Annotated in this window: 31 protein-coding genes and 1 pseudogene; 18 read left to right on the top strand and 14 right to left on the bottom strand. The window is 43.2% G+C overall.

What is annotated here, in order from left to right:
• Nucleotides 1-297 precede the first annotated feature (297 nt).
• Nucleotides 298-543 (top strand): hypothetical protein, encoded by a 246-nt coding sequence (locus AC5590_RS27000; protein WP_169266411.1) that lies wholly within the window; start codon nucleotides 298-300, stop codon nucleotides 541-543.
• An 18-nt stretch (nucleotides 544-561) separates the two neighbouring features.
• Complete coding sequence (locus AC5590_RS27005) at nucleotides 562-774, top strand: hypothetical protein (protein WP_169266412.1); 213 nt, start codon at nucleotides 562-564, stop codon at nucleotides 772-774.
• Between the two features lie 101 nt (nucleotides 775-875).
• Here the strand turns inward: AC5590_RS27005 and AC5590_RS27010 are convergent, their stop codons facing one another.
• The 5 genes and pseudogenes from AC5590_RS27010 to AC5590_RS27030 all read right to left on the bottom strand — a co-directional run bounded on the left by AC5590_RS27010 (nucleotide 876) and on the right by AC5590_RS27030 (nucleotide 3,991).
• Nucleotides 876-1,691, bottom strand: a complete 816-nt coding sequence (locus AC5590_RS27010) for an Rpn family recombination-promoting nuclease/putative transposase (RefSeq protein WP_169266413.1) — start codon at nucleotides 1,689-1,691, stop codon at nucleotides 876-878.
• A gap of 295 nt (nucleotides 1,692-1,986) precedes the next feature.
• Nucleotides 1,987-2,505 (bottom strand): annotated as a pseudogene (locus tag AC5590_RS27015) (NAD(P)H-quinone oxidoreductase subunit J); the annotation flags it as partial.
• A 142-nt stretch (nucleotides 2,506-2,647) separates the two neighbouring features.
• Nucleotides 2,648-3,382: an NADH dehydrogenase subunit K gene (locus tag AC5590_RS27020; RefSeq protein ID WP_169266415.1), complete on the bottom strand. Its 735-nt coding sequence runs from the start codon at nucleotides 3,380-3,382 to the stop codon at nucleotides 2,648-2,650.
• Entirely contained in the window at nucleotides 3,373-3,735 is a 363-nt protein-coding gene (ndhC, locus tag AC5590_RS27025) for a photosynthetic/respiratory NAD(P)H-quinone oxidoreductase subunit C (RefSeq protein ID WP_169266416.1), read from the bottom strand. The genes AC5590_RS27020 and ndhC overlap by 10 nt, the downstream gene beginning before the upstream one ends.
• A gap of 124 nt (nucleotides 3,736-3,859) precedes the next feature.
• Nucleotides 3,860-3,991, bottom strand: coding sequence for a hypothetical protein (locus tag AC5590_RS27030; protein WP_256379301.1), 132 nt, complete (start codon nucleotides 3,989-3,991; stop codon nucleotides 3,860-3,862).
• A gap of 171 nt (nucleotides 3,992-4,162) precedes the next feature.
• Between AC5590_RS27030 and AC5590_RS27035 the strand changes: the two genes are divergently transcribed.
• From AC5590_RS27035 to AC5590_RS27060, 6 genes are all read left to right on the top strand, one after another.
• Nucleotides 4,163-4,498, top strand: a complete 336-nt coding sequence (locus tag AC5590_RS27035; RefSeq protein ID WP_169266417.1) for a rubredoxin — start codon at nucleotides 4,163-4,165, stop codon at nucleotides 4,496-4,498.
• Nucleotides 4,499-4,587: 89 nt separating this feature from the next.
• The gene (locus AC5590_RS27040; RefSeq protein WP_169266418.1) at nucleotides 4,588-5,610 is read left to right on the top strand and encodes a photosynthesis system II assembly factor Ycf48; all 1,023 of its coding nucleotides are present in this window, start codon (nucleotides 4,588-4,590) and stop codon (nucleotides 5,608-5,610) included.
• Between the two features lie 96 nt (nucleotides 5,611-5,706).
• The gene (gene psbE, locus AC5590_RS27045; protein ID WP_169266419.1) at nucleotides 5,707-5,958 is read left to right on the top strand and encodes a cytochrome b559 subunit alpha; all 252 of its coding nucleotides are present in this window, start codon (nucleotides 5,707-5,709) and stop codon (nucleotides 5,956-5,958) included.
• Nucleotides 5,959-5,967: 9 nt separating this feature from the next.
• Nucleotides 5,968-6,105: a cytochrome b559 subunit beta gene (gene psbF, locus AC5590_RS27050; protein ID WP_169266420.1), complete on the top strand. Its 138-nt coding sequence runs from the start codon at nucleotides 5,968-5,970 to the stop codon at nucleotides 6,103-6,105.
• Between the two features lie 9 nt (nucleotides 6,106-6,114).
• Nucleotides 6,115-6,234 (top strand): photosystem II reaction center protein PsbL, encoded by a 120-nt coding sequence (psbL, locus tag AC5590_RS27055; RefSeq protein WP_211178552.1) that lies wholly within the window; start codon nucleotides 6,115-6,117, stop codon nucleotides 6,232-6,234.
• A gap of 75 nt (nucleotides 6,235-6,309) precedes the next feature.
• Entirely contained in the window at nucleotides 6,310-6,429 is a 120-nt protein-coding gene (locus tag AC5590_RS27060; protein ID WP_169266421.1) for a photosystem II reaction center protein J, read from the top strand.
• A 377-nt stretch (nucleotides 6,430-6,806) separates the two neighbouring features.
• On the opposite strand, the gene groL is transcribed toward AC5590_RS27060, so the two are convergent.
• Together groL and groES are read right to left on the bottom strand one after the other, a co-directional pair.
• The gene (gene groL / locus AC5590_RS27065) at nucleotides 6,807-8,447 is read right to left on the bottom strand and encodes a chaperonin GroEL (RefSeq protein ID WP_169266422.1); all 1,641 of its coding nucleotides are present in this window, start codon (nucleotides 8,445-8,447) and stop codon (nucleotides 6,807-6,809) included.
• Between the two features lie 103 nt (nucleotides 8,448-8,550).
• Nucleotides 8,551-8,862, bottom strand: a complete 312-nt coding sequence (gene groES, locus AC5590_RS27070; protein WP_169266423.1) for a co-chaperone GroES — start codon at nucleotides 8,860-8,862, stop codon at nucleotides 8,551-8,553.
• A gap of 1,077 nt (nucleotides 8,863-9,939) precedes the next feature.
• Here groES and AC5590_RS27075 point away from each other — a divergent pair.
• Nucleotides 9,940-10,587 carry a response regulator transcription factor gene (locus tag AC5590_RS27075; protein WP_169266442.1) on the top strand — a complete coding sequence of 216 codons (648 nt, stop codon included), beginning with the start codon at nucleotides 9,940-9,942 and terminating at the stop codon, nucleotides 10,585-10,587.
• Nucleotides 10,588-11,050: 463 nt separating this feature from the next.
• Here AC5590_RS27075 and AC5590_RS27080 read toward each other — a convergent pair whose 3' ends face one another.
• On the bottom strand, nucleotides 11,051-11,359 hold the full coding sequence (locus tag AC5590_RS27080) for an NIL domain-containing protein (RefSeq protein WP_169266424.1): 309 nt from the start codon (nucleotides 11,357-11,359) through the stop codon (nucleotides 11,051-11,053).
• Between the two features lie 1,233 nt (nucleotides 11,360-12,592).
• Here AC5590_RS27080 and AC5590_RS27085 point away from each other — a divergent pair.
• From AC5590_RS27085 to AC5590_RS27095, 3 genes are all read left to right on the top strand, one after another.
• Nucleotides 12,593-12,817 carry a hypothetical protein gene (locus AC5590_RS27085; RefSeq protein WP_169266425.1) on the top strand — a complete coding sequence of 75 codons (225 nt, stop codon included), beginning with the start codon at nucleotides 12,593-12,595 and terminating at the stop codon, nucleotides 12,815-12,817.
• 80 nt (nucleotides 12,818-12,897) lie between these two features.
• Nucleotides 12,898-14,112, top strand: a complete 1,215-nt coding sequence (locus AC5590_RS27090; protein WP_370460804.1) for an alkaline phosphatase — start codon at nucleotides 12,898-12,900, stop codon at nucleotides 14,110-14,112.
• A gap of 99 nt (nucleotides 14,113-14,211) precedes the next feature.
• Entirely contained in the window at nucleotides 14,212-14,895 is a 684-nt protein-coding gene (locus AC5590_RS27095) for an alkaline phosphatase (RefSeq protein ID WP_370460805.1), read from the top strand.
• Between the two features lie 85 nt (nucleotides 14,896-14,980).
• Here the strand turns inward: AC5590_RS27095 and AC5590_RS27100 are convergent, their stop codons facing one another.
• Nucleotides 14,981-15,139 (bottom strand): hypothetical protein, encoded by a 159-nt coding sequence (locus AC5590_RS27100; RefSeq protein ID WP_169266426.1) that lies wholly within the window; start codon nucleotides 15,137-15,139, stop codon nucleotides 14,981-14,983.
• Nucleotides 15,140-15,182: 43 nt separating this feature from the next.
• Here AC5590_RS27100 and AC5590_RS27105 point away from each other — a divergent pair, with 43 nt between their 5' ends.
• Nucleotides 15,183-16,205 carry a cation diffusion facilitator family transporter gene (locus tag AC5590_RS27105; RefSeq protein ID WP_169266427.1) on the top strand — a complete coding sequence of 341 codons (1,023 nt, stop codon included), beginning with the start codon at nucleotides 15,183-15,185 and terminating at the stop codon, nucleotides 16,203-16,205.
• A gap of 116 nt (nucleotides 16,206-16,321) precedes the next feature.
• Here AC5590_RS27105 and AC5590_RS27110 read toward each other — a convergent pair whose 3' ends face one another.
• A complete protein-coding gene (locus AC5590_RS27110; RefSeq protein WP_248277284.1) occupies nucleotides 16,322-17,227 on the bottom strand; it encodes a LysR family transcriptional regulator in 906 nt (301 codons plus the stop codon).
• 137 nt (nucleotides 17,228-17,364) lie between these two features.
• Here AC5590_RS27110 and AC5590_RS27115 point away from each other — a divergent pair, with 137 nt between their 5' ends.
• The 3 genes from AC5590_RS27115 (at nucleotide 17,365) to AC5590_RS27125 (ending at nucleotide 20,240) form a co-directional block, all read left to right on the top strand.
• Nucleotides 17,365-18,696 carry a Na+/H+ antiporter NhaC family protein gene (locus AC5590_RS27115; RefSeq protein ID WP_169266428.1) on the top strand — a complete coding sequence of 444 codons (1,332 nt, stop codon included), beginning with the start codon at nucleotides 17,365-17,367 and terminating at the stop codon, nucleotides 18,694-18,696.
• A gap of 28 nt (nucleotides 18,697-18,724) precedes the next feature.
• A complete protein-coding gene (locus tag AC5590_RS27120; protein ID WP_169266429.1) occupies nucleotides 18,725-19,213 on the top strand; it encodes a GNAT family N-acetyltransferase in 489 nt (162 codons plus the stop codon).
• Between the two features lie 178 nt (nucleotides 19,214-19,391).
• Nucleotides 19,392-20,240 carry a class I SAM-dependent methyltransferase gene (locus AC5590_RS27125; protein WP_169266430.1) on the top strand — a complete coding sequence of 283 codons (849 nt, stop codon included), beginning with the start codon at nucleotides 19,392-19,394 and terminating at the stop codon, nucleotides 20,238-20,240.
• A gap of 209 nt (nucleotides 20,241-20,449) precedes the next feature.
• Here AC5590_RS27125 and asnS read toward each other — a convergent pair whose 3' ends face one another.
• Both asnS and AC5590_RS27135 read right to left on the bottom strand, forming a co-directional pair.
• A complete protein-coding gene (asnS, locus tag AC5590_RS27130; protein ID WP_169266431.1) occupies nucleotides 20,450-21,841 on the bottom strand; it encodes an asparagine--tRNA ligase in 1,392 nt (463 codons plus the stop codon).
• Nucleotide 21,842: 1 nt separating this feature from the next.
• Nucleotides 21,843-22,208, bottom strand: coding sequence for a sll0565 family protein (locus AC5590_RS27135; protein WP_169266432.1), 366 nt, complete (start codon nucleotides 22,206-22,208; stop codon nucleotides 21,843-21,845).
• Nucleotides 22,209-22,518: 310 nt separating this feature from the next.
• Between AC5590_RS27135 and AC5590_RS27140 the strand changes: the two genes are divergently transcribed.
• Complete coding sequence (locus AC5590_RS27140; protein WP_169266444.1) at nucleotides 22,519-22,803, top strand: DUF6439 family protein; 285 nt, start codon at nucleotides 22,519-22,521, stop codon at nucleotides 22,801-22,803.
• 337 nt (nucleotides 22,804-23,140) lie between these two features.
• Here AC5590_RS27140 and AC5590_RS27145 read toward each other — a convergent pair whose 3' ends face one another.
• Entirely contained in the window at nucleotides 23,141-23,596 is a 456-nt protein-coding gene (locus tag AC5590_RS27145) for an ATP-binding protein (RefSeq protein WP_169266433.1), read from the bottom strand.
• Between the two features lie 395 nt (nucleotides 23,597-23,991).
• Nucleotides 23,992-25,389 (bottom strand): 23S rRNA (uracil(1939)-C(5))-methyltransferase RlmD, encoded by a 1,398-nt coding sequence (gene rlmD, locus AC5590_RS27150; RefSeq protein ID WP_169266434.1) that lies wholly within the window; start codon nucleotides 25,387-25,389, stop codon nucleotides 23,992-23,994.
• 217 nt (nucleotides 25,390-25,606) lie between these two features.
• On the opposite strand from rlmD, the gene AC5590_RS27155 reads away from it, so the two are divergent.
• Nucleotides 25,607-26,092: an allophycocyanin subunit alpha-B gene (locus AC5590_RS27155; protein WP_169266435.1), complete on the top strand. Its 486-nt coding sequence runs from the start codon at nucleotides 25,607-25,609 to the stop codon at nucleotides 26,090-26,092.
• Nucleotides 26,093-26,307 lie beyond the last annotated feature (215 nt).

A 26,307-nucleotide genomic window follows, 5' to 3' on the forward strand; every position in this document is an offset into this window, starting at 1 on the left:
GTTGCCCCAAATCGGAGATTTGGGGAGAGGGGTTTTGGAAAAACCCCTCTGGGCATATACGGGCGATCGCTAGCTAGATCGGCATTGGATTGTTCGTAAGATGGAGGCTTTCCAAGACTTAATTGTGATTATTCTGTGCTCAGATAACCGAGACTACCGAACCGTATTGAGAATGTAACTTCCTTAGGGTGATCGCCGCTACAACTAATAGCGTATCCTGGCATACTCTTTTGGGAAGATGAATACCTGTTTTCGAGCGAGTAGAAGTAAATAAGAAACCCAAAGGAGGGTAAATTTATGGTTCAAACTGCAGGAAACACTCAAACTCAAAATCCGATCAGCAACCTGGAATATGACTTCCTCACCGTGTTGCATAACAAAGCTGAAGCAATCAAAGCTTATGATACTTACATCAACGATGCACAGCAAGCAGGTTCTCAGCCTTGTGTAGAACTGTTCCAGAAGTTGCGGCAATCTGATATCGAGCACGCAAAGGAAATCCGCCATCACCTTCAGGAAGTTATGCAAAAAGGTAAAATGTAACGTTGTGAATAAAGTGTGATGCTCGCGAAGGGAGCGATCGAAAGTGCGTTCACCGGAGGTGGCGGCTTCCGTATCGCTCCTTCAATATCTTTGAAAATAGGGGCGATCGCTCACATCTTGCACCAAGAAAAGTTGATTGAATTTTCACACTCACCTGCGTTGCCTCAAGCCCTTATTCTTACCAAAAAAACAAGAAAAACCGTGTCACTTTCTTGCACTGCTTTTAACTAAGTCCGGGCTTATACGGTTAGGTGCAAGATCTGAGATCGCCAAAGGTGGCGGTTTCCGCACCGCTCGGTTTTGTAGCCATCAAACACCTCATGCACTAGCTATCAGCTAGATTGGTTTTGGGCTGCTTGCTGTACTTGCTCCAGCGTCCAATCCAGAGCCTCAGCTATTTGCTGCACACTCAAACCCAAAGCTAACAATCGGGGTACTGCTTCTGACTTAACTTCCTGCTCAACTTCCTGCTTTGCATCCTCCATTGCATCCTGCATCATTGACTGATACATCCTTGTCTTTCTGAATTCGTCATCTATGCCCAACATTGCTGCCAACTCCTCTCGGCTTAATTGAGTAAACTTGTACAACAGGATGGTTTCTATCAATTCTACAATTTGCGTCCTAGTCGCTTCATCTGCCAGCTGTTGTTTTGCCCGCAAAATCAATTCTCTACCTCGATCAACGGCTGTCTCTTCTCGTTCTATAATTAACTGCACAACCGCAAGTTGAAGTGAGTTTTCTGCTGCTGTACCTAATTCATCTAAATAAATGCGCTGCACTTGTGGACTCTCCAGCAACAACTCATACGGCTGTTGATCGTCTGGATCTAAACTTTGGTTGGGATAGATTACAACTGCACGCCAAAACTTAACGGATGTATTTTGACGCAGATAGAGAAAGATTTCTGCAAAAAAGCGTCTATAAAAATTTGAGTCTAGTTGAAACTGAACTTCGACAAAATAAACTGGCTGATTTGTGGTTTCAGTTGCTGGGACAAACACACCATCAATCCGAAAGGCAGTTTCTTTGAGTTCAACGGAAACGAATTCATAAGTATTGGGATTGATGGTTGTGTCGCCAATTATGTCAAAAAAAATGCTGGGAAAAGCTTGAAACAAACTGTAGAATATTTTGTCAGTCCGCACGTTGTTAAACTGTATTACCGAAGTTTTGACTAAAAGCGATACAAGGGAACGCAAAGTAACTGAAATTATAACAATTCTCTAAAAGCTGGCTACAGATAGAACCTCCAAAATATGTAGTTTGTTTTCATCGTTGGGGCAACTGGTAACCTCTTGCCGTAGTCTAAACTCCAGTAATAAGCGCGTTGGCATTTACTAAACCGTCCGCAGTGCTGGCTCGCTTCTGTTGCGAAACAAAAAACAAACCCCTCTTCGACGACAAATCGCAAAGAGGGGCTAAAAATAAGATACGCTTGCTTTAATAAGCGTCCTGCAACTCATAGAAGTCAGGCGATACGTAATCCTTACGTAAAGGCCAACCTACCCAATCTTCTGGCATCAAAATCCGCTTCAGATCTGGGTGTCCTTCGTAGACAATGCCATACATATCGTAGGACTCGCGTTCTTGCCAGTCTGCTGTCTTCCAAATCCAGTAAACTGAGGGAACTCTAGGATTTTCCCGTGGGAGGAACACTTTGAGGCGCACTTCCTCAGGACGGTCAGCATTATCACTGATTTTAATCAAGTTATAGACACTAACCAACTGCTGTCCTGGCCCCAAATCAATCCCAGCTTGACACTGGAGAGAATTAAACCCATAAGCATACAGTGCAGTGCAAAGTGGAAGCAGAAAATCTGCCTCAACTTTAATAATCTCTATACCGCTATGATCTGCTTGTAGAGATTCATGATCAAAGCCATTTTCAGTTAACCACACCGAAACCGCGCCTGCTTTGACTATTGACTTTTCCTCTGCTGGTGCTGCTTCGGATTCTTCTTCTGATTCTTCAGCTTCGGATTCTTCAGCTTTAGGTTTTTTAGCTTTGGATTTTTCAGCTTTCGGTTCTTCAGCTTTGGATTTTTCAGCTTTCGGTTCTTCAGCTTTAGATTCTTCAGCTTTGGATTCTTCTTTCGATTCTTCAGCCACGCTTAGTTTCCTCCTTTTGTACCTTTTGAGTCAAAAGAGCAGGTGGGACGGGTAAACCGATCGCCTCAGTCAACTCCTTCGGTGGTGCGAAGCGAGACTCAGTCCGCAAATAGTGACCAGTGTGGATTTGCTCTGCGGGTTTGAGGTTGTGAGTTGTGCTGTAGTAGCGGTGGGTTTGCTTAATTCGATCGCGTTCCTGCATCGAATCATTTGCTATCTTCTTCCGCAGCTTGATAATTGCGTCAATAATTGCTTCTGGACGTGGGGGACAACCGGGTAAGTAAACATCCACTGGAATCAATTTATCGACACCGCGTACCGCTGAAGGAGAATCTACGCTGAACATACCGCCAGTAATCGTGCAAGCACCCATAGCAATTACGTACTTGGGTTCTGGCATTTGCTCATAAAGACGCACAAGCTGAGGTGCCATCTTCATGGTAATTGTGCCTGCAGTAATAATTAAGTCAGCTTGACGAGGGCTAGAACGGGGAATCAAACCAAAGCGGTCAAAGTCAAATCGGGAACCAATCAAAGCTGCAAACTCAATAAAGCAGCAAGCGGTACCAAACAGCATCGGCCAAAGGCTAGAAAGGCGCACCCAGTTGTAGAGGTCATCAACTGTCGTCAGGATAACGTTTTCTGACAAATCCTGGGTTACTGTAGTCCGCGACATTGGGTTGAGAATGCGCTCTTTTTGCTGTTCTATGTTAGTATCTAAGACCATTCCAAAGCTCCTTTACGCCATGCGTACGCTAGGGCAACGACAAGAATTGCAATAAAAACCAGCGCTTCAATAAATGCCAATAGCCCAAGACGGTGGAAAGCAACCGCCCAAGGATACAAAAATACAGTCTCAACATCAAAGATGACGAAGACCAGCGCGAACATGTAGTAGCGAATGTTGAATTGAATCCAAGCTCCACCAATGGGTTCCATGCCAGATTCATATGTGGTGCGCCGTTCTGGGTTGCGACCGCTGGGTCGCAGGAGCTTGGACGCTGACAGAGCCAAGGCAGGCACTAGGCTACAGATAATTAAGAAGCCAAGAAGATACTCGTAACCGCTAAGGACAAACACAATCAGTTTCTACCGCTTTTGGTGCTAATAACTTTGACCAGAGCAGTGCTGGGAAAGGGTTTCTCGCTCTCACGGCAACTAGCTCTGGGCTTGGGTTTTCCCCTTGGGCGAACCCGAAGGGCGTTCAGTTGAGGGATGCCGTGCCTTCTTTTGAAGAAGCTGCGCTGAGTGGGCGATCGCCTTTGGCGGCTCCTAAAGGAGCATCGCTTCGCGCTCCAGATAGCGGCAGATCGCTCAAGGGGCAAGCGATAGGCATCCGATGAAGTGTAAACTTCTTTTACATTATATCTATTTGACTTTCTTGAATCTCAACAACCTGAGCTGTAGATGATTTGATTCGTTTTTGGTCAACATAGAAAAACCTAACACTTAATGTCATAATTTTTAACGTATATTTAATATTTGCTTCTCACTGAGGCCAAGAGCCATGAGCGAACAAGCTATTGAAACAACTGCGTCAGACCGCTACGAGTGCCGTTCTTGCGGTTACGTTTACGAACCCGAGAAGGGGGACGACAAGCGTGACATCGCCCCTGGGACAGGCTTTGCGGAAATATCTTCTACTTGGCGCTGTCCAGTTTGCGGTGCAAAAAAGAGTGCTTTTGCAAACATTGGTCCTGCTGGCAAAGCATCTGGCTTTGACGAAAATCTGAAATTTGGTTTGGGTGTGAATACTCTGACACCAGGCCAGAAAAATCTTCTCATTTTCGGAGCTTTGGCTGTTGGCTTTTTGTTTTTTCTCAGTCTCTATGGCTTACGATAAAACACGCTCTTTACGGGGTGGGTAATACCTGAATAACACAAAACCCATACACAAATTCACAAATTCACAAAAAAACAAACAGATAACAGATGCTTCCAATTGTGAAAAATTGCCAACGAATACTCGCTTTGTTCGTGGTCATCCTTATGTGTGTTGGTTGTAGTAATGTCGCCTCAACCACCTTCAACCCTTGGGAAGTTATTTCTATCCCAACACAAGCAAAACTACTGGATATTGCTTTTACAGATAACCCCCAGCATGGTTTTCTAGTAGGCAGCAATGCTACTCTTTTGGAAACAAAAGATGGTGGTACAACTTGGCAACCTTTAGAATTAGAATTAGATGACCAAAGGTATCGTTTTAATACGGTCAGTTTTGCAGGAAAAGAGGGATGGATAGCTGGAGAACCGGCTTTGTTATTACACACCACCGATGAAGGTCGTTCTTGGTCCCGCATTCAACTGAGTGAAAATCTACCAGGTAATCCTGTTAGTACTGTTGCTTTAGGAAAAAACACAGTTGAGATCGCGACAGATGTTGGAGCGATATACAAAACCACAGATGGCGGTAAAAACTGGAAAGCACAGGTAGAACAAGCTGTTGGTGTGGTTCGCAACATCGAACGTTCTCCTGATGGCAAATATGTGGCTGTTTCTGCAAAAGGTAACTTCTACTCAACTTGGGAACCAGGGTTAAATGCTTGGGAACCCCACAAGCGGAATAGTTCCCGACGGGTAGAAAATATTGGATTTGCCGAAAATGGTCAAGTATGGATGTTAGCACGAGGTGGTCAGGTACAGTTTACCGACCCAGCTCACCCAGAGGAATGGCAGAAAGCTCAAAATCCAGAGCTTTCTACTAGTTGGGGGTTACTAGATCTGGCTTATCGTACACCAGATGAAGTTTGGGTTAGTGGTGGTAGCGGTAATTTGCTGCGCAGTCCTGATGGTGGCAAAACTTGGGAAAAAGACCGTGACGTTGAAGAAGTTCCCGCCAATTTCTACAAAATTGTTTTTCTGAGTCCAGACAAGGGATTTGTGATTGGCGATCGCGGTGTTTTACTCAAATATAATCCTAGTATCGCAGCTGCTACCAAATCAGAGGCTGCTTAAAGCTGATTTGTGAGAAAGAAGTTACCAGGTGTAACTCTTTCTTAACTTTGTAGGATAATGATCTCAATAACAATTTTTGTGAAGGTAGGGATATAAATGTCAGGAACTACTGGAGAGCGTCCATTTTCGGACATTATTACGAGCGTTCGTTACTGGGTGATCCACAGCATCACCATTCCTGCACTGTTTATTGCGGGTTGGTTGTTTGTCAGCACTGGCTTGGCATACGATGCGTTTGGTACACCTCGCCCTAATGAATATTACCCAGGAGCACGGCAGGAATTGCCAATTGTGAATAACCGTTTTGATGCAAAACAACAAGTAGAACAGTTTAGTAACACAAAGTAGTTTGAAATCATGACTAGCGGAAATAACGTCAATCAACCAGTTACCTATCCAATTTTTACAGTCAGATGGCTAGCAGTTCACACTCTAGCTGTGCCAACTATCTTCTTTTTAGGCGCGATCGCCTCAATGCAGTTTATTCAACGTTAGGAGAAAATCATGGAAAGAAGCCCCAATCCTAATAAGCAGCCGGTTGAACTGAACCGAACTTCGCTTTACCTCGGACTGTTAATGATTTTCGTTCTTGGTATTTTGTTTTCCAGTTACTTCTTTAACTAATTGGAATGACGGCTATTGAGTCATGTTTTTTAACTTTTGTCATTAATCTTTTTAGCAAAGAAAGGAGAGAAAGCAGTGTCTGGAAGTGGCAGAATACCTCTATGGGTTGTTGCGACAATCGCAGGTTTAGGCGTCATCACCGTTGTAGGTATTTTCTTTTATGGGTCCTACGCCGGACTTGGTGCTCCAACGTGATCTTGTAAAACCCCGTCCCTGCCTCTTGTGTGTAAAATATTCAACGCAAGTAAAAGTGTCTTTATTTTTGTAAAGATTAAGTAAGGCGGGGCATATTCCTTACTATGAAACGTTGTAGAGGGAAGTTATAGAAAAATAAAATCTGCTAGAAGCTTACACTCAGCCGTCAGGCAGCATAGTAGTGTGACAAATCATTAGCACAAAAAACCCGCCTATCTTAACAAGATAGGCGGTAAATTTTTATAACAATATTTAAATCACCTCTAGTTCACGGTAAGCCCCGTCTTTCGATGAGGTTTTTCGTACAACCAGAAAACCTCAGTAGTGATTCTGGGAATCCCCCACGCAGCACAAGCTAGGGGGATGTCAAAAGAATCTTAGTAATCGAAGTCGCCGCCGCCCATACCAGCGCCAGCTCCAGCAGGAGCGTTATCCTTTGGCTCAGGCTTGTCAACCACAATACATTCAGTGGTTAACACCATACCAGCAATGGATGCAGCGTTTTGCAGAGCAGAACGGGTAACTTTGGCAGGATCAACGATACCAGCTTCAAACAGATCAACGAACTCGTTCTTAGCAGCATCGTAGCCGATGTTGAAGTCTTTTTCCTTAACGCGCTCGGCGATGACAGCACCGTTCTGACCAGCGTTTTCAGCAATTCTCTTGAGAGGAGCAGCCAAGGCGCGAGCTACAATTAACGCACCAGTCAACTCTTCAGCTTTGAGGTTGCCGTTTGCCCATTCTTCGAGTGCAGGAGACAAATGAGCCAGTGTTGTACCACCACCAGGAACGATACCTTCTTCCACAGCAGCTTTGGTAGCGTTGATAGCGTCTTCTAAACGCAGCTTCTTGTCCTTCATTTCGGTTTCGGTCGCAGCGCCTACCTTAACGACGGCGACACCACCAGCTAGCTTAGCAAGACGCTCTTGTAGCTTTTCTTTGTCGTAGGAAGATTCGGTTTCTTCGATTTGACGGCGAATTTGGTCAATCCGAGCTTTAACTGCAGCTTCGTTACCTTCGGCAACAATGGTGGTGTTGTCTTTGGTGATTGTGATGCGGCGAGCCTTACCTAGAGAATCTAACTTGGTGCTATCTAGTTTCAAGCCAGCATCTTCTGTGACAACTTGACCACCGGTGAGGATACCGATGTCTTCTAGCATTGATTTGCGGCGATCGCCAAACCCAGGAGCCTTCACAGCAGCTACGTTCAGCACACCACGCAGGCGGTTAACGACCAAAGTTGCCAAAGCTTCTTTCTCGATATCTTCAGCGATAATCACCAAAGGACGACCAGCACGAGCTACTTGCTCTAATACGGGTACGAGGTCTTGCACCAGGGCGATTTTCTTATCGGTTAGCAGGATGAAAGGCTCATCGAAAACTGCTTCCATCCGCTCAGGATCGGTTGCAAAGTAGGGAGAGATGTAGCCTTTCTCAAAGCGCATCCCTTCGGTGATTTCCAATTCCGTGGTCATGGACTTTCCTTCTTCCAAGGAAATCACACCTTCTTTACCCACCTTATCCATTGCTTCGGCAATCATCTGACCGACTTCTTCGTCGTTACCAGCAGAGATTGAACCAACCTGAGCAATTGCTTTGGAATCTTCTACGGGACGAGCGTGTTCTTTGATTTTGTCTACCAAGAAGTTGGTAGCCTTATCAATACCACGTTTTAGCGAAATAGCATTTGCACCAGCTGCGACGTTGCGTAAGCCTTCTTTGACTACTGCATGAGCCAAAACGGTCGCAGTTGTGGTGCCATCACCAGCAGCATCGTTCGTCTTGGAAGCCGCTTGACGGATCAGAGCAACGCCAGTATTTTCTACGTGGTCTTCCAATTCAATTTCTTTAGCAATGGTCACACCGTCATTAATGATTTGTGGTGCGCCAAACTTTTTCTCTAGGACTACGTTACGACCTTTGGGACCGAGGGTAACAGCTACCGCTTCAGTCAAGATGTCCATGCCTTTTTCTAGGGCACGACGTGCGTTTTCGTTGTAAATGATGCGCTTTGCCATAATTGTCAAAGAATGTTTAGCAGAAAACTACAAAGAATACTATTTGTTTTTTGTCCTTTGCCAACAACTCATGACAAATGACTGATGACAAATGACTAAAAGATTATGAAACGACTGCCAGAATGTCCTTTTCAGAGAGCAGGACGTATTCGTCAGTTCCAAGTTTAATGTCGGTACCAGCGTATTTGGAGTAGAGAACTTTATCTCCAACCTTCACGTCCAACGCTTGACGAGCACCGTCATCTTTGATCTTGCCTTCACCAACGGCAACAACTTCGCCTACTTGGGGCTTTTCTTTTGCGTTGTCGGGTAAATACAGACCACCTGCGGTCTTTTCTTCAGCCGCGTTCACTTTGACGAATACGCGATCACCTAGGGGTTTAACTGTAGAAACGCTTAAAGTTACAGCTGCCATACCAAATTCTCACCTCGTTAGCACTCTCAACTCCTGAGTGCTAATGTACCTAAAGGCGAAGTGCAATGGCAACATTTTCTTTTGTACGGGTTCCCGAACTTTGCTTGCCCAAACCCACGTAAGTACATATACTCTACTTTTCTGAGCTTTCAGGTTTTACTCCGTAAATGACGAATATGGATATATGGGCAACTTTGTTTGCAAAGCTGGGAAATTGATATAGAACAGTTATCAGGGAGCCGCCATTTGAGTAACACTACAGTGATCCAGTCCTGCCTTCAGCTACGAAAAACCACGCTTACACCAGCGAATAAAGCCCTAAGTATTTCTATAGAAGCTTTAGAACTGTCGAAAATTCCGAGGGACCTTTTAACTAGTTTTGTCCCAATAGTTTCTAACTGCTTCTGCGAACAAGCTCGTTTACCATTTTGGGAAGGCTTAAAAAAACGACTCAAACAATTAAGTCTTCACAAAAGGCAAGATGGCAATTTTAGTTGCATATTTGGAAATAAAATCAATTGCTTGCCAGTTTGCTGTTCTAGACTGATAATAAAGGATTACCCGGATGCTGTGCGGTATCGCCCAACAATCCCGGAAGCCATTGAGCGGATTATACAAGAGCACTTCTTAGGCAACAAGGTGGTAGAAGAATATGCATTGTGTTTTCCCATCCTTTGCCAAAAAGTTCCCTAGGTTGTCGTGAACAACTTATAGAAGCTTAACATCCAACAAGGATATGGCACAGTAGTAAACAGATGAAAGTGTGGGTTAATTGTAATTTGGGAGCATCTTGAGTCCAACACTTACTTGTTAACCTGAATAATTATTATTTAATCAGTGTTTTTTAACCCGCAGCTTTCAAAGCGATATATAATAACGCATTATAAATACTACTGCTCTACGTATCCTTACTGGACTTTTGCTGTTTGTAGAGAATTTCTTGAGAGTGAGACCCACTTTTAGGACTTTAGAAAGCAAACGCAAGTTAAGTAGGAAAAAGCACAACACCTCCTTAATCCACCAAAGAGGATATTGATTCAAGACCTTGATGGATCAAGCGCCATAAGTGCCACTGCTATGAAAGAACCCAGCATGAAAGATCACAAACGACTTCTACTTATTGATGATGATCCTAACCTCATCTTGCTGGTGAAGGATTACTTGGAATTCCGGGGTTATGATGTCAGCACCGCCGAAAATGGTCGAGAAGCACTGGACATTTTAGAGCAGGATATTCCAGACATGATCATTTGCGATGTGATGATGCCAGAAATGGACGGTTATACTTTTGTAGAACAAGTCCGGCAAACTGAACGCACCAGTTGGATTCCCGTTTTATTCCTTTCAGCTAAGGGACAAAGCTCAGACCGAGTAAAAGGTCTGAATAAAGGTGCTGATGTGTACATGGTCAAGCCTTTTGAGCCGGAAGAATTGGTCGCACAAGTAGAATCTTCTCTGAAGCAGACCATTCGCTGGAAAGAACACCAAGCAAAAGGAGGAGATAACGGTTCACGCATCCAAGTTCCCTTCGATGTACAGTTAACCCCAACAGAACTCAAAGTAGTGCAATTTGTGGCTAGGGGCTTAGCTAACCGCGAAATAGCTGAAGAATTAAATGTCAGCCAACGCACGGTAGAAAGCCATGTGTCCAATATGTTGGGCAAAACCAATCTCCACAATCGCACTGAACTAGCGCGGTGGGCAATTGAAAATCAAATGGCGTAAGCACAATGCTGTAGACGCCACAAAGCGGCAGATCGTACACTCAAGGGAACCCTCGGTTCGCGTAGCGTCTCCCTTGGGCGCAGCCGTGCCGGAAGGGATCAGCACACAGTTGCCTCAACGGTCAAAGGTCGCTGGTTTGGGTTGCTTCCCCCAGCAGGCTTTGGGGTATCCAGGAAAACCGGCAAGCTCAATGTTTACACAGAAAAAAAATTCCGCCTACGGAAGTTTCGTTCGTTGTAGACCCGCAACTGCTTTCCGTGAGGGTGGTAACTGGCATTTGGGTTGGGGTTTCTCCTCCCCGTTGAGTTCAACTAGTGTATCAATCTGTGCAGACGACTGCCGCGTATAGTTAAGCGACTTGTAGACGCGCAAAGAGCGCTTCCATAAGGGTAACGACTAGTTTTAGCGAGTGCTGAGTAGCTACAAGCGCCCAGCACTCGTTGCTTATTGGTAGAAACTCTACTTACCAACCTTGTTCTTCAGTAAGAAATGGGTGGGAAATTTCTAAATTCAGTTCATTAAGATACGTTAAGGCACTAGCAATCTGGAAAACTGTTCCTCGTAGCTCTAAATCAAAGCAGCCTCGTTGCGGCATATGACCATTCAGTTGGGCTGCTGCAATATTGACTGTGATGCCGCAATAAGATATCAGGCGTGAAATTACCGGTTGTTTGTGCAACTCCTTGGGAATATGAACAGTAATGTGAGTTGTAGTGCGTCGGTTGTCTCGAAAATCGATAGTAGATTTACCCTGTTGATTTGGAATGGCCATAATAGCTTTCCTTTGTAATTTTTAGATGCGGGTTTTATGTTACAACGAACTTTTCTCTGAATAAAAAAATCTTGACACTACTTTTTATTAAATGGATATCCTGTTATGGTCTTAAATTCCAGGTTCATCCTAATTGCCTACTACTCCCTCGAAATAAGGAAGTTTAATAAAATTTTACATAAGCAAATTTCAAAACGTATTAATGGTAGTTACAACTTGTTCAATCGCTGAACTCCCGCAACTTGTGACCATAGACGGCGTTTCACGCGACTTCGCTGTACGCTTAAACTTCCGTATCTATTTAGATTTGGAATTTAACTTTGAGAATAATATAATATTGAATATCATTATCACGTTATTGCTTCAATATACTTCGGCAAAAAGTTTCCAAGAGTTCTGTATTTTTTAATGGAAGTGATAAAACAGCGTAAAGTTGGTAACATTTCGTACCACTAGATATGAAGTCATAAATATTTACACTTTAAAATTCAATATTTTACCTTAAATTAACCAAACGTTACTGTGTAATGAATTGAACAGTTGATATTCTTTTTAGAAGCTATAGCGGCGTAAAGAAATACATACACAAAGTTGTTGCAAAATCACGTTCCAAATCGCCAAAGACTTCACATAGTTTGCATTATGGTTTCAATAAATAAATAGCTTGAAGTGTTGACTGAAAGTGAGGTTTCAGGATTTTTTATGTTGTTTTGCAATAAACATACACTGTCTAGACAACAGTACTTTTTGAGTGAATTTCTATTTATCTATCTACTAATGTTGTCATCTATTTATCTATGTAGCTTAGGCATTGCAGTGTAACAAAGGTTATCGACTGTGGTAAATTTCGCACTGCGACTAGCTCGTTACATAGCACAACTGGCATCGGCTGTTAGAGATATTTATCTTCAGAGGCTATTGCTAAACATCTGCTTGTTAATGAATCTATTTTAGTGATAAAGCTGTTGGCACATGGGTTCGTGTGAACTGTAATAAATCAAGCAACTTTTGAACTTTAACGGCTTTTTGATACTAGCAGTTATGACAAATAGCATCGGGAGATTAGCAATACTTCCCCATGAAATGGTAAGCGCAAAGCGCCTAGTATGCTGGTTTCCAAAGTTAAGTGTTAACACCTACCTTCGGTGCTTACCATCTTAACATTGCCTCAAATTTTCCTCACTCTTGGAGAAGATTCGGAACCTTTTTTAATCCGCGTTAAAGGTGGTATTTATGATTCAATTCCTCAGAGGTCATTTACGAATATTGATCTGGTTTACAGTTGGCTTGGTTTGTGTGCTTTTGTTGGCGCTAGGATTGCCGTTTATTCAGTTAGCAACGGCAACCAACCCCAATCATCAGAATTCTTCACATGCATACACCCCAAAAAACCCGAAGGGAACACCGTATTGGTCATCTGGGATAACTAGGGATTCAAACCATTTACCAGATTTGTAATGAGTTCCAGGTTTTAGTGCTTCCTATAGATTACGATTTCAATTTTTGACGATTCTAAATAAATTTTCAAGGGAACCCCGATGATTTCCTGGTTTGAAAAGCGTGTACGAGCGATCGCATGGTTCGCAAGCTGTTTGCTCTTTTTCACGACGTTCTTGATGCAACAGCCTGCCTTTGCTCAACAGGTCACTGGCAATGGTGTGAACGTCATTATCATGATTGGTGATGGAATGGGTTGGGAACCTGTACGTGCAGCTGCGGTTGCTAATAATGGTCCGTTTTACACCCGTGGAGAAGGTCGTGGTCTGAATTTACAGAAGCTCAAAGGCTATACTTATGCAACGACCTACGGTACGACCATCTTGGATGAGAAAACCGGCAAGTTTTCTACCGGTAACTCGGCATTGGATGGAAGCAACAATGTCACAGGTCAAAGTAATCTTCGTCCTGGGTTTTCCTTTAAGCCTCTACCGTTTAATATCGGTACCGACTTGACAGCAAGTGGATCGGGTGGCGCTACAGACCCCTCGTTAGGTAATCTTACAGGTTGGGAGGTAGAAAAAGGTGGTTCCAATCCTTGGACACCTGGGACACCACCGCCTTGTGACATTACAGTACCAGTCGGAAAATCTATCAACGACATTCCAAGTCGGTTCAACTGTCAAGCAGAATACATCAAGCTGAGTGTACCAGATTCCGCCAACACAGCCTTCACACTTTATACAGGAGTGAAGAGCTACAATAACGCGATGGTAGACATCTTTGAAAAGCCTGTGGAAACGATTCTGCAAACGGCGAGAAAGCAAGGCAAATCAACAGGTCTGTTGACCTCTGTTCCCATCAGCCACGCAACGCCTGGTTCAGCTGAAGCAGCTGTCAATCGCCGTTCCAAGTATGATGCTGACTATCCAACTTTGGATAATATTCTGCAGCAGTCTATTCGACCGGATTTTGGTGACAACCCAGACCGACCTGACCTACAAGACATTTTCTTACCCACAGTGCTGTTGGGCGGTGGTCATCCTCTGGATCATGACAATACAGTTAATACACCAGGTCAACCCGGTTACAAAGAACCAGGTACTTGCAACTACGTCTACATCAGGGCATCCACTTATAAGGAATTGAGCGGTAAGACTTCTTTAAGTGATACACAAGCGTGCAAAGCCACTGCTGCATCGAATCCCAACAACCGCTACGGCTATCGTTTCTTAGAACGTGGTCCAAATGCGGCAAAGCTTCTCCTCAAGACTTCTAAAGAAGTTGATCCTAACAAAGGTGAACGCCTGCTGTGACTCTACGATGCCCGAGGACAGGAAGGCAACATTCCAGTAGCTGGTGCTGATGGTGATTACAGCATCACTGGTCTTGCCAACTTTGCCCGTCAGTCTTCTTTGTACTATCGTACCAACGATGCTTACAAGCGAGGCGATTTACCAGTTAATGATAGCGATCGCCCACTCCAGCCAGGTGAAACCAATGACGCTTTCATTGCGCGTGAAGTGAACGAAAATCCTACCTTAGCCGACATGACCCAAGCAGCACTAAATGTCCTAGGCAAAGACAAGGACGGTTTTTGGCTGATGGTCGAAGGCGGAGATGTCGATTGGGGAATTCATGACAACAACATCGATAACATCATTGGTACAGTGCTCGATTTCGACAAGGCTGTAGGCACTGTCATCAACTGGATTCAGCGTAACGGTGGTTGGCAAAAGAACGTCTTGATTGTTACAGCTGATCACGACCATTACCTGACTTTGTATCCTAACTTCCCTCAACTGCTGAGAACCAAGGGTGCTAAAGCGCTCACTTATGGCACCGAAACTGATTCAGCTTCCGTAGGTCATAGCTTTGGGTCAATTCCTGAGGACAAATACGGGTGGGGAAACCACACCCGTCGTCCAGTACCAGTTTATTATCAGGGCAGACCGTTCAAGCTGGACAAGTACATCGGTAAGGGATATAAAGCCTACGGATATGATGTTCCTGGCATTCCAGGTGGAGTAGATCAGGTTCACATTCACAAGGCAATGTATGAGGCAATCACGGGTGAAGAACCTCAGGATGCTTCATAGAAAGGGGTGATCGCAAATTTAACTTTATATCTTACACCTTTTAACCTGTTAATTCGTTGTAGGGACATTGCGTGAAGCAACGTCGCTACATTTTTCCTCGACAAAAACGGACAACCTTAGCATTTTGAGGCGGTTGATCTGTTTGATTGTTGAGAATATCGTCAATAACCGCCTCAAAATGCTCCAAGTTCGTCGTTTTTAGTGAGGATTTTGTAGAAGGTTGTCCGTTTTTGTCCGGGTTCATCCCAACCCCTACAATTTGTCAAATAAGCATCAGATATTGCCATATGCTTTCGGTTAAGCAGCACTTGAATTGGTTTGAAATTGGCTTTGCTCGCTCCTGCACTTGTTGTAAGTTAGATATTGGGGAAACAAACCAGCCTCAGAAAAAAATTTGGCGATTATGGCTGGTAGTGGCGTTGCTGATTAGTGTTCTGCCAGCAGAAATTGGTATTGGGTTATGGAGTCATAGTTTGTCGCTGCAAGCAGATGCTGGACACCTGATCTCGGATATTGGTGCATTGGGGCTAACTCTATTGGCAAGCTGGCTTGCTGGGCGTCCTGCTGCAAGTCGGGCGACCTTTGGACATGGGCGAGTTGAAATTCTGGCGGCGTTGATAAATGGTGTTGGATTGGTGGCGATCGCCGGGTTTATTGCCTGGGAAACATTCGAGCGATTTCAGCATCCAGAACCTGTCTTGAGTCTGCCCTTATTACTAGGAGCAGGACTGGGGTTAATTGTCAACAGCTTGAATTTAACACTGCTGCACAAACACAGCCTTAATGATTTAAATCTCCGGGCGGCGTTTCTGCATATCGTTGCCGATGCATTCAGTTCGGTGGGAATTCTAGTCGCAGCAGTGGTGATTTACTGCCTGAAATGGTGGTGGATCGATCCAATCATCAGCTTATTGATTGCCTGTTTTGCTGGTCTAAGCGCTATTCCCTTGATCTGGAGTAGCTTGGAAATTCTCTTAGAGTATGCTCCCCGCTCCATTAACCCTACTCGTGTTGAAGCAGCATTGCAACGGTTTGCTGCAGTGCGTCGGGTTGAAATGCTGCGGATTTGGGAAATTAGATCCGGTCAGATTGCTTTGTGCGCCCACTTATGTATCGATCCATTGGATGCCCAAAAGCGGGATCACTTGCAATGGGAGTTACAAACTCATTTGATCCAAGCGTTTGGGATTCACGAATCGACGTTGCAATTATCTAGCCAAAGTGTGACAAACTTAGTTCCTTTGCATCCGTTACTCAACCGGAGCTTAGTTTCATATATTCATAAGCAATCGACTAAAATCACCTCATAAACTCTAGGTCTTTGAGTCTTGACTCCCTAAAACAATACGGTTGCTGTTAACAAAGTAGTAGGTTGACGTGAACAGCCCAAGGATGAAAATGACTTGGATTATTTGTGCCAAATACGTCAACCAACTTTGAGAACGTCCAGAAAAGCAAAGACACCTCTGGGCAATAAAGCATTTTCAAGGATAGCAACTCCAATAATTCTCTCTAACGGTACTGGCAAACTCCTCGCTTCTATGAGTTCTGGTATAGGTTCAGCTGCTAGTCGAGGCATAACAGTTGCTCCCAATCCTTGCTTAACCATACTGAGAATCGTCGAATCTTCTCTCACCTCGTAGTCAACTTTGAGAGTTTGACCAAATTTTAAAAGATGAGCGCTGACTGTCTTGTTGTGCTGAGGACTGCGGATATTCACAATCATCGGATACCCTGCTAACTGTTCCCAACTAAGCGACTCATTAGGAGCTATTGACTTGGGAGGTAGCAGCGCAACAAACTCATCTCGGAATAACTCCCGTGTGTCAAACTCTGTTGTCGTCGGTAACAAGGTGAAGCCAACGTCCGCGTGATTTTCTCGCAGTGCTTGTTCTACTTCTGCATAGCGATCATATTCGGTTATCACCACACTAATTTTTGGAAACTTCTCGCGAAAACGAGCAATGACCTCTGGTAGTACGTGAGTTGCAATGCTGCGAACACAAGCAACCCGAACCGAACCAGCCTGTAATCCTTTTTCCAGGTTGGCTTTTTCTTGAATCACCTCTAACAAATGTAAAATTTGACGCGCCTCCTGAATCACCTGCTCTCCAACTGGTGTTAAAGTTGCACCGTGGCGACTCCGAAAGAAGAGAATAACTCCTAATACTTCTTCAAGGGTGGCAATTCCATGACTGACAGTTGATTGAGATAACCCCATATGTAAAGCAGCCAAGCTGAAGTTAGCGTGGTCAGCAACAGCCACAAAAGCCCGCAACTGAGAGATTTTTAGCATACTGTCTTTGACTTCATTCATCAAGTCAAGCCACATTTTGATAAATGCAAAAGTCTTTACCCTTCATCCATCGATTTTATCGATACAAGGTATCTAATAAATACTTTGTTTTGTAATTTTGTAATGACTAAACTGTTTAGTGTTGGAGAAAAGAGAATTGAATTATCAAGAAGATGAATTCATTATTTACTTTAGTTTTTTGCTTTGTTATCTTGCTGTATAGCGTTATCAAAGGTTACTTTGTTGCCTATCCACTTTTACTTTCTCTCGTCATACTCCTTGTTAAATTCTCTTACCAAGGCTTTGCAGTCAAATCTTTAATCAAAATGGCTTTCACTAGTAGTCAAAAAGCTTTTCCAGTCATCAAAATTCTCTTATTAATTGGAGCAGTGACAGCCGTGTGGATGGCAGCAGGAACCATTCCTGCTTTAGTTTACTATGGAACTCAATTAATAAATCCTCAATATTTTATACTTTCAGCCTTTGTCCTCTGCAGTTTTATTTCTGTACTATTGGGCACCTCATTTGGCACAGTTAGTACTGTAGGAGTTGCCCTGATGATTATGGCAAAAGAAGGAGACATTAACCCTCATTTAGTTGCTGGAGCAATTATTGCAGGAGCCTATTTTGGAGATAGGTGTTCTCCTATGTCTTCTAGTGCGCATCTTGTGGCGAGCCTTACCAAAACCAAGCTACATAGAAACCTAAGAGCTATGATATCAACTGCTTGGTTGCCTTTAATGGCTTCTAGCTTGATTTATTTCATCCTTTCAATCAGCAATCCTGTTGAAATTAGAAATAGTGATTTAATTTCCGAAATTACTAAATTATTTAATATTAACCCACTCGTCTTACTTCCAGCTTTTGCGGTTACAGTGCTTTGTCTTTTGAACGTAGAAGTGAACGTAACATTGCTCGCCAGTCTTGGAATTGGATTCTTTTTAGGGATATTTTACCAAGGTGATTCTTTGTTTAAAATGATAAATTTTGCTTGGGTTGGCTTCAACTTAGAACAAAAAATGGACTTGAGTGAAGTTCTGACAGGAGGAGGCATCTTTTCGATGCTTAGAGTTTCACTAGTCGTCATTCTATCGACTTCTCTATCAGGAATTCTCATCGGAACAAACACATTCGCAAGTGTAGAAAATCTTCTCAAAAGAGCTTCTTCCAGAAGTCGTTTATTTTTCGGAACTACTACAGTTGGGTTAGCATCAGCCGCTTTTGGTTGCACTCAAACGCTGGCAATTCTCCTGACTCACCAGCTTGTAAAAGAAAAGTATGAGCAAGAGCGCCTAGATAATTATGAATTAGCAACTGATATCGAAAATACTGCTGTTGTACTATCACCTCTCATTCCTTGGAATATTGCTGGATTAGTACCAGCAACTTTATTGATGACTGATTCAGGATTTATCCCCTATGCCGTTTATTTATATCTCATTCCAATTTGGAATTGGGTTCGATATAAGTTAGCAGAATCTAAAATGCAAGATGAGTTTGAATAACTTTACTTTTGTCTCAATAATTGATTTTATGCACAACCAACAGTTCTTAATCCGAGATGCCAACGTCAGTGACATTTCTACTATCATGGAACTCCTTAAGCTGAAGGCTAAATTTGATGGCTGTCCTGATTTTCTAAAGGCTACACCTCAAAAGTTAGAAGAGACATTATTTTCTGAAAAGCCACTTGCCTTTGTTTTATTGGCTGAACTTGATAAGAATCCAATTGGATTTGCAAGCTATCACCAGATTTACTCCACCTTTCTTGCTCAACCAGGAATTTGGCTAGATGATTTATATATCAAAGCTGAATATCGAAACCGTGGGATTGGTGAAGCATTGATCAAACGTTTATGTGAAATGACTCAGAAAATAGGAGGTGCAAGAATTGATTGGACTGTTGCAGTCAATAATGCTCCCGCAATACAGTTTTACCAAAAAATGGGCGCACAAATTATCCAACGAGTAAGATTATGTCGTTTGGATAGAAAGGCGATAAGCCAGAGGACTTCGGCGTGAGCCCTACAACGACCGGCTCAGCACAAGTCAGTCGTTCGCGCAGCGTGCGCTTTGCGCATACGCTTGACGCTACGTGTACGCGAGGAAAAGCAGCGTTCTAACGTCCTAAGGAGCGATCGCTCAACCGCTATAGGCAGTTTAATAAATAATGAAACAGCTTTTGTAATCAGCAAACACGATGTCGGATTTATCTGAGTTACACAACCTGCTTTCAGATGAGGCGTTAACTTATTACGCCAGTGGTCAAGAACAAGAACGGTTATCAAGAGGTACTGGTCTGCTTGAGTTAGCCCGAACCCAAGAACTTCTGAGCCGCTACTTACCTCCTCCACCCGCTGTGATTTTCGATGTTGGCGGCGGTTCTGGTATCTATTCTTATTGGCTTGCTCAACAGGGCTATGAAGTTCATCTCATTGATGCGGTTCCTTTGCATATAGAACAAGCAAGAGCGTTTTTCTCAAGCTCAACCGGTTATCCTCTGGCTAGTTTGGCTGTTGGTGATGCTCGTCAACTTAATCGGGCGGATGATAGCGTTGATGCTGTTCTTTTACTTGGACCTTTATATCACTTGACTGAGCGCACACAGCGTTTGGCTGCTTTGCGTGAAGCTTATCGTATTTTAAAAACTGGAGGTCTTGTCTTCGCGGTTGGAATTTCTCGCTTTGCTTCAACCTTAGATGGATTACTTCAGGGATATTTGGATGATCCAGAGTTTGTGGCGATTGTTCAACGGAATTTAACTGATGGTCAACACCGCAACCCAAACAACCATCCTGGTTACTTTACAACAGCCTTCTTTCATCATCCTGAAGAACTTAAAGCAGAGGTTGAAGAAGCGGGTTTACATTATGAAAGAACGTTAGCGATCGAAGGACCGGGCTGGTTACTACAAAACTTCTCGGAACACTGGAATGAACTAGGTCGTCGTGAACGCCTTCTAGAAGCTGTTCGTTGGCTAGAAAGCGAACCCTCTACGTTGGGGATGAGCGCTCACATTATGACTGTTGCCCGCAAAAATGCGGTCTAAGTAGCTCAACCTAATTAAACGTAAAATGTCATTGCGAGCGGAACGTAGTGGAGAGAAGCAATCGCAAGAATCGTATTTTATATTTTTTTATGTTGACCTACTTAACACAACACTTCTATGCTGATTGGTAGCGAGATAACAATATTCCTCACCAGTGATCCCCAACTAAAAAGAAACCCAATTTAATCATAAATCGGGTTTCTAAATATCTAAAACTCAGCACTTTCCGGAGTCCTTGGAAACGGAATCACATCTCTAATGTTTCCCATCCCCGTCATAAATTGCACAAGTCGTTCAAAACCCAACCCAAAACCAGCATGGGGGACAGTTCCAAAGCGACGCAAATCCAGATACCACCACAAATCTTCTGGTTTCATTCCTTGAGCTTGTATGCGACGTTCTAGGACATCTAATCGTTCTTCTCTTTGAGAACCGCCAATAATTTCACCGATTTTGGGAGCCAGAATATCCATCGCAGAAACGGTTTTTTCATCCTCATCTAAGCGCATATAAAAGGCTTTGATTTTTGCTGGGTAATTGCTAACGATAACCGGCTTTTTGAACAGTTGTTCGCAAAGATAACGTTCGTGTTCTGACTGTAAATCCAAGCCCCAGTTGACAGGATATTCAAACTGAACATCAGCTTTCTCTAACAGTTTGACGGCTTCTGTGTAAGTTATGCGCTCAAATTTATTATTAATAATGTTGTCTGCCGTTGCCAATACAGTATTATCAATACGCTGATTGAAAAATTCCATGTCTTCCTGGCAAGTTTCTAGTACATATTTGAAAATATGTTTGAGAAACGCCTCGGCTAAATCCATATCTCCCTTGAGATCGCAAAAAGCCATCTCTGGTTCTACCATCCAAAATTCAGCTAAGTGGCGGGAGGTGTTAGAGTTTTCTGCACGGAAGGTAGGACCAAAAGTATAGACGTTCGTAAACGCCATCGCCATAACTTCGGCTTCAAGTTGACCGCTGACTGTTAAATATGTCGGTTTACTAAAAAAGTCTTTACTATAATCTATAGCTTGGGTTTGTGTGCGGGGAACATTTTTGAGATCCAAACTAGTTACACTGAAAAGTTCACCAGCACCTTCGCAGTCGTTAGCGGTGATGATGGGAGTGTGTACCCACAAAAACCCGCGTTCTTGGAAGAATTGATGAATGGCGGTAGCGCAGGCGTTTCTAACTCGGAAAACTGCACCAAAGGAATTGGTGCGCGATCGCAAATGTCCTATAGTTCGCAAAAACTCAAAGGAATGGCGTTTCTTTTGCAGCGGATATGTTTCGGGATCAGCTTCCCCAAAAACTTTTATCTTGTCTGTTTTCAACTCGATCCGCTGTCCTTTCCCAAGTGATCCCACCAACACTCCAGCTACTTCCACAGAAGCACCTGTATTGAGCTTTTTTAAAATATCATCGTAGTCTGGCAAATCCTCATTGAGTACCACTTGCAAACTCGCCAAACATGAGCCATCATTTACTTCTAGAAAAGAAAATCCTTTTAACTCTCGTTTTGTGCGAACCCAGCCTTGAACTGCTACAAATTCATCAGGTTCACCACTTCGCAATATTTCTGCAATCCGTCGATTTTCCATATCATCCAACAACAGACTTTAATAACCAGCCTATGATAACGCCCAAACCACCAAAGCGGATGGCTTGCCAAAAAGGTTCTTTGAGGCTATCCCAGGAAAATAATTGACTTTCTAAGTTAAGTTCAAGTTCTTCCAACTGTTGTTGAATTTGCTTTAACTCGGCTTTTACATTTGGTAATTTACTGTGGCGCGATCGTTGGAGACGTTGTTGCAATTCTCTTTGGCTGGCTTTGTCTGCTTGCACTTGATTGTACCGTTCCTTTAAAGCAACAAGCGCACGCTCCACTTTCAGAAGTTCTTGTTCAAATTCTTGATCTTGATTTTCTTTACCAAAAGGTGGCTCAGATGAATGTTTAGGCGGCTTCATGTACAAATTAGTACTTTTACGAAACACTCTTGAGGGAGGGAGGGAGTGACTTTGGGAAGTGTTTCTTCCATTTATAACGGGCGGTGTGCCGTCAGTGGGGCGCTTTTAAGAAACACAGGGAACGGTTATGAGCTTTGTAATTAATTCTGAGGCAGTCAAAATGGGCTAATAGAAAGTGATCCCGCGATCTCAGTTTTAACGGACTTCGGCTATTTTGACTGTACATTTATTTCCGGGTGGTTGTGCATAGAATGAAATAGCCCCAGACTCTTATGCACAACTTCAGTATTCAGCAATTATGTCTGATATCATGTCGAAATCAACCCAGCTACCTAAAGCTAGTCAACTGAATGAGTTTAGCAGCTTGGAACTAGCCCAAGCCCTGATGGAGAAGCTGAGCATCTCTCCTAACGATTGGCATCGTCTCAAGTCTAACCGCAATGTTCGCGCAAGTGAACAAGTAGCAGCAGCTGTTGTGTTTCTGCTTAAAGATCAACCACAAGAAGCTTTACTCAGACTCCAGCAAGCAACTGGTTGGTTGGATCGTTCTATTTCTGCTCCACCTTGTCCAAGTCACGGCGAGCAAAAGAAATAGGATCAGGTGACCTTTTTTGAATTCAAAATTTAAGGGAGGACTAGCCGTGCTGTGGGCATACGGCTTAGGTCATCCCCTTAGTGGTGGTCTTTAATTAGTGGCGCAATTCTAGATCCCACTAATTGCCTTGTCTTTTATTCAGGACTTACGCAAGGGAAACGTAGTTGTGTCATTGCGACGAAAAGTGCGCAATCTCACAGTCAAGTTCATTCGTAACTCGTGCGTAAGTCCTATAATGCGTGAATCTTGAATTGATAATTTTGAATTTGTTAGCCGAGCGAGTGACGAGGATGAGCCAGATTTTGAAAGTTCACTTCCTCCTCTGGCTTATCCGTCTTCACCGTCGCAAAGCAAGCCGGTTTCGATTTTCTATTTGTTTACAAAGCCTCAACTCTGTACCTTTACTGTTCCATTGAACCTGGTCGAAGATTTGATGAAGAATAGACATACCACGACCATTTTCTGACTCATCGGGTGGTAAATATTCTGTGGGATCGATATCAACGTTGCTAGTACAACATGGTGTAAAACCGCTACCTTGGTCTGAGATGACCCACCAATACTGATTATCAATTAAGGAAAAGCGAACGATAACCCTTTTCCCCGGATCTAGATTGTTACCATGTTTGGCTGCGTTTACCAGAGCTTCTTGAAGTCCTAGGCGCAATTCTGCTTGTAATTTGCCCGGAATTTCTGCCAAAAGCAAATCTAATATCGGACAGAGGTACAAAGTTGAGGCAAAAGTAATTGTGCCCCAATTACGCCCTGTAGGACGAAGCGAGATAGTGATCACAATAGAAACCCCGTAGCTTTCAGAGTTAGCTAGACATCAGTTTGCTGTCACAGGCACCCTGATAGAATTTGAGGTGGTTATGTTGCCTTCAAACTTTCGTCTTCACAACTAAATTTTGAAAATGCTAGGGAGCATTAACTCTCCTTTTTGACATAGAGTCACTTACAGAAAAAGCGGCTTGTTTGCAACTGTTTAAACAGTAAGCAACTGATATGTTTTTTAGTGAAAAGAGTACGTTAATACTCTTTTACGCCAATTCGCATTTTAGACAGCTAGTTTCATATTTTCGGAGAGTTTTTGCAACGTCAATCTCTTTACACAAAAGGAATTATATATTTATCTTAATAGTATTATAGCATTCTTACGATGCGTTGGGCGACAAATTTTTATTTCACTTAAGTTGTAAATGAGTTAGTACCTTTGTCCAATTGTGATAGAACAAGAAATGCAGCAGCTTCCACATGAGCGGTTTGCCCAAAAAAATCAGCCGGTTGTACCCGTGTGAGACTATATACCCCGTTTTGACAAAGTAATTTGAGGTCACGAGCAAGGGTAGCGACTTTACAACTGACGTAAACAATACGTTGCGGTTTAGATTTGAGTAAAGTTTCAATTACAGTGCGATCGCATCCCTTACGTGGTGGATCAAGCAGAACAATGTCTGGCAAAATTTCTATCTCAGGAAGTAATTTCTCCACAGCCCCAGTCTGAAAAATGACATTTGAAATATCATTATGCTTTGCATTTAAAATTGCTTGTTCTACTGCCTCAGGTTGCAATTCTAACCCGATTGCTTTCTTAACTTGTTTGGCAAGTGGCAATGTCAACGTCCCAATCCCACAATAAGTATCAAGTAACACCTCAGAACCTTGTAAATTGAGTTCTGATTGAATGACCTGCAACAATGCTTCTGCTGTCTCCGTATTTACTTGGAAAAAAGTATCTGGTCGTACTTGGAATTCTAGTCCGGCAAATTTTTCTCTTAAGTAAGAACGCCCAGCAATGCAATGAGTTTCCCGTCCAAAAATGGCATTAGTACGATTTGGGTTGCGGTTCAAACAAACCCCCACTAACTGGGGATAACGCTTTAACCATTCCAGGGCTTGGTCTTGAATTCTGTCTAAATTCGAGTCCTTAACCACCAAAGTTAGTAATATTTCCCCTGTGCGGCGACCAATGCGTAAACTAAGATGACGTACAACACCTGTGTGGCGCTGTTCGTTGTAAGCTTGCCAACCTCGCTTTTGGATGTCCTGTTTAACTTCCAACAGCAAAGGATTTAATCTGGGATCTTGTACAGGACATTGGTTCAAGTTAATCAATTGGTGACTACCTTTTTGGTAGTAACCAGCTTGAACCGTAAGATTGGCAGATAATCCCACAGGATAAGTCGCTTTGTTACGGTAGCCCAAACATTCAGCAGTCGAAAGAACTGGATCTACTGGTGGTTGGACAAAACCGCCAATACGTTCCAAAGCCTGGATAACTTGATTTTGCTTTGCTAGCAACTGGTACGGATAATCAATATGCTGCCATTGACAACCACCACATTTATCAGCCACGATACAGCTAGGTCGGATGCGGTAGGGCGATGATTTGAGAAGTTGCTTGAGTTTAGCGTGAGCGTAGTTGGGTTTAACGTGTACCAACAAGACAACAGCGCGATCGCCTGGTACAGTGTCGCTTACAAATACGATCCTTTCTTCCCAACGCCCTACACCATCACCTGCATCATTCAAATCCACTATCTCAACGTCAATTAATTCACCTTGTTTCCAAGTTTTTTTAGTCATTAGTCATTCGTTATTGATCAATAGCCACCACTGCTTGCCAAGTGAAACCACCTTGGGGCATAGTTTCCACTTGGCAAGCAAGTCCGCAACAACTCTTGGTACCTAAGTGTCTTCCGCTGGTTTGGGATCACATTGTTTTCGTTGTCCTCTCTTCACTTGTGTCCTCAAGACTCGTTAAACTAGCAAATAATAATTAATTCATGTCATTGCAATAATCATGACTGTAGTAAGCCAAGTTATTCTCCAAGCCGACGACCAACTGCGTTATCCTAGCAGTGGTGAGCTCAACAATATCAAAGACTATTTGCAAACCGGCGAGCAACGGATACGAATTGTCTCAACCTTAGCCGAAAATGAAAAAAAGATAGTTCAAGAAGCTACTAAACAACTTTGGCAGAAGCGTCCCGACTTTATCGCACCTGGGGGCAATGCATACGGACAAAAACAACGTGCTTTATGTGTACGTGACTACGGTTGGTACTTGCGCCTAATCACTTACGGTATACTAGCTGGTGACAAACAACCAATTGAAGATATTGGTTTAATTGGTGTCAGGGAAATGTACAATTCCCTGGGCGTTCCCGTACCTGGAATGGTAGAAGCAATTAGCTGTCTGAAAAAAGCCTCCCTTAACTTACTGAATACAGAAGACGCGGCTGAAGCAGCCCCCTACTTTGACTACATCATTCAAGCGATGTCTTAAGACAAAGTTAGTGAGACTTCTTTGAGTGGATTTGCGGACTACAAATTTAGAATGCAGTCAACTACCCCTCAATGTCAATAATACCCATATACTGATCATACCCTCCCCACACTAGATAGTGGCTACGGCACAACTTGTGTCAAGTTACTAACAGGTTGTGGGGAAATTTTATTTGATAGTCAAGACTCATTTGTTACTATTTTTTATTTCCCTAT

This window comes from Brasilonema octagenarum UFV-OR1 (assembly GCF_963888615.1).
Lineage (GTDB): Bacteria > Cyanobacteriota > Cyanobacteriia > Cyanobacteriales > Nostocaceae > Brasilonema > Brasilonema sennae.